The sequence below is a fragment of the Chamaesiphon sp. genome (genome assembly GCF_041737865.1).
Lineage (GTDB): Bacteria > Cyanobacteriota > Cyanobacteriia > Cyanobacteriales > Chamaesiphonaceae > Chamaesiphon.
Window position 1 is genome coordinate 1 of sequence record NZ_JBGSQZ010000038.1, and the last position, 11,099, is coordinate 11,099.

General features: G+C 46.8%; 6 protein-coding genes. 4 read left to right on the forward strand and 2 right to left on the reverse strand.

What is annotated here, in order from left to right; genetic code table 11:
* Nucleotides 1-673 precede the first annotated feature (673 nt).
* Nucleotides 674-1,102, reverse strand: coding sequence for a KGK domain-containing protein (locus ACEW9J_RS02610; protein WP_373543590.1), 429 nt, complete (start codon nt 1,100-1,102; stop codon nt 674-676).
* A 495-nt stretch (nt 1,103-1,597) separates the two neighbouring features.
* Here ACEW9J_RS02610 and ACEW9J_RS02615 point away from each other — a divergent pair, with 495 nt between their 5' ends.
* From ACEW9J_RS02615 to ACEW9J_RS02625, 3 genes are all read left to right on the forward strand, one after another.
* Complete coding sequence (locus tag ACEW9J_RS02615) at nt 1,598-2,743, forward strand: alanine--glyoxylate aminotransferase family protein (protein ID WP_373543591.1); 1,146 nt, start codon at nt 1,598-1,600, stop codon at nt 2,741-2,743.
* Nucleotides 2,744-2,901: 158 nt separating this feature from the next.
* Nucleotides 2,902-3,171 carry a hypothetical protein gene (locus tag ACEW9J_RS02620; RefSeq protein ID WP_373543592.1) on the forward strand — a complete coding sequence of 90 codons (270 nt, stop codon included), beginning with the start codon at nt 2,902-2,904 and terminating at the stop codon, nt 3,169-3,171.
* An 896-nt stretch (nt 3,172-4,067) separates the two neighbouring features.
* Nucleotides 4,068-9,092 (forward strand): tetratricopeptide repeat protein, encoded by a 5,025-nt coding sequence (locus ACEW9J_RS02625; RefSeq protein WP_373543593.1) that lies wholly within the window; start codon nt 4,068-4,070, stop codon nt 9,090-9,092.
* Between the two features lie 30 nt (nt 9,093-9,122).
* On the opposite strand, the gene ACEW9J_RS02630 is transcribed toward ACEW9J_RS02625, so the two are convergent.
* The gene (locus tag ACEW9J_RS02630) at nt 9,123-9,299 is read right to left on the reverse strand and encodes a hypothetical protein (protein WP_373543594.1); all 177 of its coding nucleotides are present in this window, start codon (nt 9,297-9,299) and stop codon (nt 9,123-9,125) included.
* Nucleotides 9,300-9,658: 359 nt separating this feature from the next.
* On the opposite strand from ACEW9J_RS02630, the gene ACEW9J_RS02635 reads away from it, so the two are divergent.
* Entirely contained in the window at nt 9,659-10,729 is a 1,071-nt protein-coding gene (locus tag ACEW9J_RS02635) for a hypothetical protein (RefSeq protein WP_373543595.1), read from the forward strand.
* Nucleotides 10,730-11,099: the final 370 nt, after the last annotated feature.

Sequence of the window (11,099 nt, forward strand, 5' to 3'; positions counted from 1 at the left end):
TTGTTGTCGCTTGGCATGGTCACGATTTGTTGTCCGCTTTTTGGGCATGGGTCAAACTCGGTTCTAACTCTGTGCTAGTCTGAGTTTGACATCTTTTCTTTCTCCCCTTGACAAACCTCGGTTTTTCTTAACTTGTCACCAATCGGGTCCCCCGCCCATCAGCACTTTTCGCTACGCGGACTAATACCAGAACAGGTATTTGTTTAACCGAACCGTATTGGGAGTCGGAGATAATGAATTTGGGGTAATCGTCATGGCTGTTTTTATTTTTGTCTAGCCAGACTCTACCCTTTTTTTCTCTCTTTGCGATCTACTGATACTGGTACGCCATCGACGATGGGGAAGTGGGAAGCACATTCAGAACTGACACATTCAAATCGATTGTCTGTTTGGATCGGTTCGGAATGGCAGATGGGACAGCGTAGTAATCTATGAGCACTCTGAGAGGGTGTTTGAAAAGTTTTATTTGTTACGATCGTAGGCTATCAATCCCCCTAAATCCCCCTTAAAAAGGGGGACTAAGACTCTTGCTCCCCCTTTTTAAGGGGGTTTGGGGGATTCAATCTATACTTTTCAAACACCCTCTGAGAAATTTTGATTTGCGACATTTTTTATCCTCAACTGATTCGGACAATATGGCATGGCAAAGCTACTACCTTTCTGGTGTCAATTTCTACTGACCGTTTTGATGAATACCTGTGAGGACATATTCGCTGTTAACGTATTCATCACTAGCTGAATCTTCGCGATCGAGATCGCCAGGTAACAACATTTTTTCGTCGGTATCTTCTACCAAAAATTCGACTGAAACTTGCACCCTAACTTTACCTTTACACCAGCGGCGGGTACTTAGGTCGAGAATTTCACAGCTAATCCCTTCATCAAACCATTGACAATGTTCATTTGCCAATCGGGTCGAGCCGATTATCCGAATTGGAATCTCTAAACCATGCTGACGTAGTTTCTGATCGATCGCCCTACCAACTGAGCCATCAAAAGATTGTCCGATCGCTTTTTTCAGCTTACCAGAACGAAACATCGCCTCTCCAAAGGCAATTACGTCATCATCACCACAATCATAAGGAATCAGATTATTTGTCATAACATTTTTTTGATTAAAGGTTACTTATAGATACCGCTAACATGATGCCATAATATCCCCAAACCAGACCTCTTCCATGTCGATCTGTTTTGTTGGATACAACTTGCTCTATTTAACTATCAGATTGAGTATAGCAATTATTGCGATTGGCTCGATCCCCGTTGGCTTGAGGTAAAGTCGGGAGCGATCGCCAACAAGATGTAAGTACTGTCAATAGTCATGATTCGGAGTTACTGTTGGTTGTCAGTGATGGAAATTGGCTATAGTAGCAACTGTGATGACAATAACGATTCTAACCGCTCTTAACCGCTAGAAACGAGGAAATCAGGAATCGATCGGTAGTTTGTAGTCATGCCGACTAGCTTGCCCCCTAGCGGCAGTACGTAGTCTTGAGCTAAAATTAACATTCTCCAAATTAACGTCGGCTGTGCCCAGTTGAGAGTGCGCCCGCGTCTAGATTGTAAGTTTAACTATTATTTAAACGGGATAAAGATTGTGGAAAATAAATTAATGTTAATGATTCCTGGCCCTACGCCAGTACCAGAAAACGTCTTGTTGGCTCTAGCCAAGCACCCGATCGGGCACCGTAGTGGTGAGTTCAGTCAGATCATGGCAGATGTCACCGCCAATCTCAAGTGGTTGCACCAAACTCAAAATGATGTGTTGATGTTGACTGTCTCAGGCACTGGGGCGATGGAAGCAGGGATGATTAATTTCTTCAGTCCTGGCGATCGAGTTTTGGTCGTTCACAATGGTAAATTTGGCGAACGTTGGGCGGAAGTTGCCAAAGCATTCGCGTTGGATGTCCAGGAAGTCACCGCACCTTGGGGACAACCGATCGATCCCGATCGTGTCAAATCCGCATTGGATGCCGATACTACCAAAGCAATCAAAGGAGTCATCGTCACTCATAGCGAGACATCTACAGGCGTCATCAACGACCTAGAATCGATCGCCAAATACATCAAAGCCCACGGTGCTTTGAGCATCATTGATGCCGTCACTAGCCTAGGAGCGGTGGATGTGCCGATCGATCGATGGGAGCTGGATGTGGTTTGCTCTGGCTCCCAAAAAGGCTTCATGATCCCGCCTGGTTTGGGTTTTGTGACGGTTAGCTCCAAGGCATGGGCGGCTTATAAAGTTGCCAAATTACCCCGCTATTATATGGATTTGGGTAAATACAGCAAAGATGCAGCTAAAAACACTACCCCATTTACGCCCCCAGTCAACCTGATTTTCGCGCTCCAAGCTGCCCTAAAGATGATGCAGGCAGAAGGGCTAGAACAGATTTTTGCCCGTCACCAAAGACTCATGCACGCTACCCGCGCCGCAGTGACAGCAATGGGTTTGGCTCTATATGCACCCGATGGACATGGTAGTGCAGCGATTACGGCGGTTGCACCCACGACTGTGGATGCGGAGCAGGTGCGAAGTGTGATGAAGAAGAAGTTTGATATCGTCCTCGCTGGCGGTCAGGATCATCTCAAGGGTAAGATCTTTAGAATCGGTCATTTAGGCTTTGTTAGCGATCGCGATATCCTCACTGCGATCTCTGCCCTAGAAGCCACGATCGCCGAACTCGGTCATACTGGCACTCCTGGTGCGGGTATTGCTGCGGCGGCACAAGTGTTGATGAAGTAACCAGCCTCGTGCTGCAACGCGGGCGGAATATTTACTCAGTCCGCCTCATTTGTAGCGTGCCGTAGGTAAAGGCGGACTTGGCCACACTAGCAAAGACTTCTAGTCGTTGGCACTTAGAGTAGGTAGCAATCAGTCTTTCCAAATATCAGCCGATCCCGATGATTCCTCTGACTCCAAAATTTACAATCTGTAACTACCAGATGCCCTTGGCAGTGTACCGCGAAGTAGCCGCTCATTTGCAGCAAATTGCGGGGCTAACTGTCGCTGTTTTGACTCCGATCGATCGAGAATTTAGCTACACTGAGAGTCAGCTTGGCGGTTTAGAAGTTAACGGAGCAGATCGATTGACACACTCAGATCGGCTGTTGCTAGAGCGGCTACTCGATTATTATGCCGATCGTTACAATTGCTGGGATATTGATGCCTAATTAACTCAAGTTGCTACCTACACTCAAAGTGGTTTAACAGTTGACAGTTGTGTGGGCGGGTCCCCCGCCCAGTACAGTTGACAGCCAAAAGTGCTGAGAGTACCCTAAAAGCAATCCACCTAGAGGTGTCGTGTCGGGTTCCCCGACGCGTGGGGATTTAAACCCCGAAGCCATAGCTTCTGCGCTTTGTTAAGCACTGTCTGGATGCGCTTGGACGATCGTTCCCATCTCCCACCGCTCGATCTTTTCGCTCCTCCTCCGCAACGCCTCGTAATTTTCAGGCTGACAATTTTAGAGGCTAAATGGAAAGCATCAGGGGATCGCTTCTAAATCCTAGAAGACCCGTCTAACCCTCCTTTAACAAGGTTACTGTGTAGTATTACAATTCTGTTTGAGTTGTTGCGTAGTCCTTATTTCTAAATATCCTCCTAGATCGTTTGTCCAAATTTGTAACGATCGAGGATATTCATGTCATGTAATTTACATTAATTAAATTACTGTAAAAACCGATACCGATCGACTAATTACTACCATTTAATATACATTTTTAATACCTTAAATTAAAATCGCTAAATTGACAAATAATCATCTACGGCTGTTGTCATATCGCTGCGGACAGATCCCCGACTTCCCAGAGAAGTCCGCGATCTGGGCAAGGATTTTTGCATATCTTAACCGCTCGTGAGCGATTGCTATAGTTGTGGCTGGTAATACTTTAGACTTGATTCACCATTCACCATTCACACCCTACAATGTCTAGCTTGGGTTCGTTCCATGGTCGTCGTCTCGGGTTCCCCGAGCCGTGGAAACAAAGGCAGGACGAACTCCGCAATTTGACACTGGAAAGGGAGTAGCTCCGATCTGTTGCAGCTTGATGAATATCTTTTAAAATAATTATGGTAAGTAGATTTTGGCTCGGTAGCAGACATCGGAAAAAGTCAGCACAGACACAAGTACAAATCTCTACTAGCAAGGATACATCGATCGACAGCAATTCTTTACCAGGGGCTACTGCAATATCCTCATCTCTAAAACGTGGTGCGACTAAATCTCCTCAAAATAAACCGATATCTTCGACAGCCATCGCCGAATATGAGACAATGAAATCAGATTTTGCTCAAAAGTCCGCATCCCCAAATTATCCCGTGCCTACAGACGACTCAGAAGCTTGGTACAGTCAAGGAAATTCGTATCGTAATGCAGGTAAGTTGGATGTCGCTTTGGCTTGTTACAGCAAAACGATCGAATTACAACCCCACAAGCAGGAAGCTTGGGCAAATCTGGGGTGGGTTTTGGTGGGACTAGGGCGATTGGAGGAAGCTCTAAGCTCTTACGAACAAGCGATCGAACTCCAACCTCAAGATGCTGAAGCTTGGGCAAATCAAGGCTGGGTACTATTTCAATTGGGACGCTATGCCGAAACGATCGAGAGTTGCGATCGAGCGATTGACTTGCAAGAAAGCAGCGCGAACGAACATCCCCACGATCATTTTGCTTGGTACCAGAAAGGTCGAACTTTATTTGAAATCCAGGAGTATGATAAAGCACTGGCAGCATACGATCGAGCACTAGAAATCAAGCCAGACGATCGATTGACTTTATCCCACAAAGGCTGGTTATTATTTAGGATCGGACAGGCTCAAGCAGCCTATGCTTGTTATGAGCGGAGTTTACAAATCGATCCGAGCGATCGGTTTGCTTGGAACAATCGAGGTCAAGTATTATTTCAGTTGGGGCAGATCGCCGCAGCGATCCAGTCTTATCAAAAAGCAACAGAACTGGATTCGCAATTTTATCAAGCTTGGAATAATTTAGGAGTCGCTCACTTCGAGCAAAAAGGTTTTCAGGATGCCCTCCGATGTTATAACTGTGCGCTGGATTTGGCACCTGATTTTCAAGCAGCTTGGTGTAACAAAGGCAAAGTATTATTCTTATTAGGTGATTTTGAAGCAGCTTTGGCAGCTCATACCAAAGTTACTCAACTCCAACCGGATTTTTATCAGGCTTGGAACCATTGCGGGAATATTTTGTTTCATCTAGGTGAGTTGGAACCCGCGCTCCGTAGATATGAAATGGTGACAAAATTACAGCCGCAGTTTGCTGAAGGTTGGACGAATCGCGGCAATATCCTCGCCCAACTCGATCGACCCCAAGAAGCTCTCAACTGTTACACTCAAGCCACCACACTCTTACCCAGAGATGCCGAAGCCTGGAACAATCGGGGCAAGGTGATGTTTCAACTGCGGCGATACGAACACGCCCTCGACTGCTACCGCAAAGCCACCCAACTAGAATCTACACATAGCGATGCCTGGAATAATCAGGGCAAAACCCTGTTTAAACTTAGTAAATTTGACGCAGCGATAAATTGCTACGAACAGGCGACGCGACTAGATCCAGATTTTTATACAGCTTGGAATAATCTTGGGGTAGCCCAATTTCATCTTCAAAACTACGATGCGGCAATCTGTAGCTACGATCGAACTCTAAAACTTCAGCCGCAATTTCATCAGGCTTGGTACAACAAGGGGATGGCATTGTTTCACCTGAGCCAGTACGAACAGGCTTTGGACTGCTACGATCGCACCCTCAAGCTCAAACCAGACTATCATCAAGCTTGGAATAATCTCGGATTTGTGCTGTTTCATTTAGGACGGCATCAAGAGGCAATTAGTAGCTACAATCATACCCTCAAGCTCAATCCCGAATTTTATCCGGCTTGGTACAATCAGGGGATCGCCTTGGCGCATCAGGGTAAATATACTGAGGCGATCGACAGTTACGATCGGGCAATTAACTTTCAGCCAGACGATCCCTACATCTGGCATAGTCGGGGGCAAGCTTTGGCTCAGTTGGAGCGCAACCAGGACGCAGTGACGTGCTACGATCGGGCGATCGCCCTCTCTGCCGAAAACTACCAAGCTTGGGACGATCGCGGCAAAGCTTTGGTCGCAATCGGATGGTATCCTGAAGCACAAGATAGCTTCGATCGGGCACTACGACTCAGAGCCAAAGATCCGGCGATCTGGCTGAGTCATGGGATCGTTCAAGGGTTGCAGCAAGAATATACCGCAGCATTGGAGAGTTACGATCGGGCGATCGCAATCGATCCTAATTTCGATCGCGCCTGGTACGAGCGCGGTAATGCTCTGGCAGCATTGGGTAGACATGAGTATGCAGTAACAAATTTCGATCGGGCGATCGCGATCGATCCAACTTTTCATCCCGCCCATCAGGGTAAAGGACAGTCACTATTCAAACTCAACCGCTATGCCGAAGCAATTGCTAGTTATGATGCAGCTCTGGCGATCGAGCGAAATAGCTTCGAGGGTTGGTGTCAGCGCGGTTATGCTTTTTCCCACTTAGAAGGCTGGGAAGATGCTCTCTATAGCTATCAGCAAGCTCTAAAAATTGATGTGACTGCTGCTACTATTTGGTACCTTCAAGCGAGAACTCTGCTCAATCTCCAACTTTATCCCGCAGCACTAGCAGCGTACGATCGGGCGATCGAACTTAATGCCCAAGATTATCACAGTTGGAACGATCGCGGGTTGACTCTAGCACATCTCGGTCGCCAACAAGAGGCGATCGACAGCTATCGCCAAGCCATTGAAATTCAGCCAGATTATCATCCCGCTTGGCACAACTTGGGCAAAGAATTAACCCAAATTGGCGATCCAGAAGGTGCGCTGGCTGCTTACGATCGAGCGGTCGAATTTTACCCCCAAGATCCCGATACTTGGTATGGGTTGGGCAATCTCCTCTGGCAACTAGAGCAATTACCCGATGCTGTATTTGCCTATGCCCAAGTCACCAAGCTTCAGCCCAGCCGTGCTGAAGCTTGGTATCGTCAAGGCAAAGCTCTCCAACAGTTGCAGGAATGGGAACGATCGGCAATATGTTACCAACGAGTCACTAGTTTGACATCTGCTAGTTACGATCTCTGCTATAGCCACGGTCGAGTTTTGGCTCAATTACGACGGTGGGAAGCGGCTCTAGCTTGCTACGAAGTCGCGCTCAAACTCAATGAAAATGAACCAGCAGCTTGGTATGACAAAGGTTTGGCTCTAGCCGCCCTCTATCGCTGGGAAGAAGCAAATAGCTGCTACGAGCGCGCCCTCAGTCTCGATCCCCAAAATTATGCGATCCTCTACAACCAAAGTCGCGTCCAAGCAGCTCAAGGCGAATGGGCAACCGCTTCGCTAGCCTGTATCCGCGCGATCGAACTCAATCCCGAACATGCCGACGCTTGGGAGCAGCATGGGCGGGTGGCGATCGAACTCGGCGACTATAATATCGCTGTTGCTAGTCTCCAAACAGCCACCGATCTTCAACCACGCGCTAGCAGTTGGCTGTTATTAGGACAGGCTCAATACCATCAAGGCGACTTTTATTCAGCTCTGAGTGCCTACCGTCAAGCTTTGGAACTAGCACCCGACTGTGCCGAAACTTGGTACCATCGCGGCTATCTATTAGGCAACCTAGAGCGGTGGGAAGATGCCCTCAATAGTTACAATCGAGCGATCGAGTTCGATCCAAATTTTAGCTTGGCTTGGTACCAGCGCGGACAGGCTCAGTTTCAACTCCATACCGATCCCACCGAGAACCTTCATAGTTACCACTGCTGTCTAGAATTAGATCCAAACTATGCGCCCGCATGGTATCAACAGGGAAATCTACTATTTCAGTTAGGGCAGTTGACACCCGCCCTCGATAGCTACGAACGCGCTCTCGCACTCAAACCCGAAGATTATTACACCTGGAATAATCACGGGAATGTCCTCGGATCGCTCAGACGGTTTGAAGAAGCGATCGACAGCTACGATCGATCCCTAGCACTCCAGCCCCAGTTTTATCAAAGTTGGCACAATCGGGGTAAGGCTTTATTTCACCTCAATCGTTATGAAGAGGCTGCCACCGCCCACGAACGGAGCCTCGAAATTCACCCTGATGATGCCAATGCCTGGAATGGTCGCGGGCTGGCACTACAACACCTCGGCTGCTGGCAAGAAGCTCTAGCCTGTTACGAAAAAAGTGTCGATATCGACAGGCAAGATCCGCTCGTCTGGCTCAATCGTGGCGTCGCCCTGTTCCACCTCCAAAAATATGAAGATGCAATCGCCTGTTATGATAACTGTGCGATTCTCAACCCCGACGATCGGCAAGCATATCACTATCGCGGCAATGCTTTACTCGAAATCGGTCGCTGGGAATCTGCTGTTGCTAGCTTCGATCGCGCCTTGACACTATCACCGACAGTAGCAATCGGCACATCGCCCAGTAGTGCAGCCACATCTTTGACTACCCGCGCCTGGAATAGTCGCGGCAATGCCCTATTTCAATTAGGTAACTTAGAAGCTGCCATCCATAGTTATCACCAAGCCACCAAGGTTGCCCCTGAAGACCCCAGCGGCTGGAATAATCAGGGTACGACTCATCTCAACCTCCAACAGTATCCTGAGGCTCTACACTGCTATCAAACCAGTCTCAAACTGCGCGATGATGATGCCACAACTTGGTACAAACAATCGATCGCCCAGCAAGCTCTCGGTCAAATCGATGCCGCAATTTCCAGTCTCGGTCGAGCGGTAAAACTCGATCCAGAATATACTCCCGCTTGGTATCGGATCGGGAATATTCACCTGCTGCGGCGAGAATTTGAAGCAGCATTAGCCGACTACGAGATCGCCCTCAATCTCGATCCAGATCGAGCAGCAGCCTGGAATAGTCGGGGGAATTGTCTACTCGAACTCCATCGGCTGGACAATGCCCTATTTAGCTTCGAGCAAGCTACAGGTCTAGATCCCGAAAATCCTGAATTCTGGTTTAATAAAGGGAGAGTTCACAGCAGTCTCCAACAGTGGGAATCAGCCGAAAACTGTTACCATCAGGCGCGGAGCTTGACCCAACCAGACTGGTAAATTAGCTGGCAATCGATCGTTAATATCTATTTAACCACCAGCAGCAAAGGTGAGCATAATCGTCACAGATAATAACAATCCTGGTGAAAGTAATAACACCATTAGTAGCAAATCTTGGGTCTCCATGATGATGTTCTGGGATAGTAGGTAGCAGATCGAAACCAATAGTTGACCTGGTTTGCTTTCTACTGTAATCGCGATCGCCACACTCAGCTCGCAAATTATACGATTTCTTAATCATCGCAACCGCTCACGAGCGGTGCGGACAGCACAGCGATTGAAATCATCGCACATCAAGCAAAGTCTGCCTGTCTTGTGCTGCTCATTTACGATCGCTATATTACTAATATTACCGAGCCGATCCAAACTGTCAGATTACATATATTGGTATCATTTTTCAATTGAAGTGGTCAATTTAGATCTTAATTGGGCAGTATGGATCTATAACTCCTTTCTAAAAATCGATCGAGCTTGGCTATGTACCGCCACAATCGTTAGATCTAAACAGACGTTACTGCTCGATTCTCGATTGGAGAGGCCCCACCAACGAGTGCTTAACTATCAATATGTCCCAGCTATCAATTCTGCGGATTTTGCCGCTACTCATACTCGCTCATCCTTTAGCTGTATCAGCCAGATCTGCTGTCACCGTAGTACCGATGACCTTGGGACAATCGTATGTAGGCTCACTCACACCATCGCCGACAAATCCTTCAGGAGAAGTCTGTTATGGATTATCGGTAGAACCAGATACCCGCATTACACTAAAGGTTAAAACTGTTGGAGTAGGTATTGTCAAATTTGCTCTATACGATCGATCCAAAACATTACGATTTTTCCATAATGATGTAAGTAATAATTCTGAATCTGCTAGGGCAAATCCCGCTGATTCTAGGTTTAGTTTTCCCGTTGTCAGCGAGGTATCGCAACTATGTTTGACGACTACTAATCCCCATCAAGGTCAACAGTATGATTTTACGGCGACTGGAAAACCTGCACGTAAATCCAAATCTCGCATTGCACTGCGGCTGGTAGATCGTGCTAACTCAATCCCCCCTCCTCAGCAGCTTTTGGCATCTCCCATCGCCGCAAAAACCCCACCAGCTCCCAAAGTAGAGATTCCCCCATCGCCACTTGGGGAGCCATACTGTTATGTGGGCACTTGGCAAATTAACGATTTAGCTGCGTATTGGTTGCCGAGCATTCAAACTTTTAGTCAAGCTAAAGCTATCGAACCGCAACTGCTGGGATATGCAAAAGTTACCATTAATAAAGATGGTAATGCTGTATTTGAAGCATTCGATCTCGAACAAAGATTTATCCTAAAAAACACAGATGGAGCTATAGTTGATAAGATCGGTTTGGGATTGTCTGGTAATGCCACAGCTAGATTTCAGGTGAACTCTGATAGTACTTTGACATTTAATTCTCAAAATTATCGGCGAATGACGACTAAAGTTAACTTAGGTACAAATATAAAACTCACTGGCGATCGATTATTTATGCCATTTGGCGATCGCGATTTACCACCAGTAAAGTTACCATACAAATGTCTCGATCGAGACAATATCACGCTCAAGATCCTTTTACCTACAGGTCAAAGATTAATTCCGATTTCGCTTAAACGGCTAAATTAGTGGATGGTGGATGGTGGATGGTGGACGCTTGCGTCCTAAACCCTGAAAACCCAAACCCTGAAAACCTAAAGCCTAAAACCTAAAGCCTAAAACCTAAAACCTAAAGCCTAAAGCCTAAAGCTGATTGACGGACAAAAGTCCGTAAGAATTATCGTAAAAGCTGATGAGTAATGGGTTTGAGGAAAAAAGAGAGGAGAACTGTTAAACTGTTTTTATCCAAAAAACCAGTAAGGTTGTCACGCTGGGTGAATAATCCACGCATTAATCCAGCTAAACTATATAGCCCAATAGTAAAAGCAGTATTTGCCAATTGGCAAGACCCCGAAATATATCTGACCTTTGATACCAGCATGTTATGGACTGGGCGGGT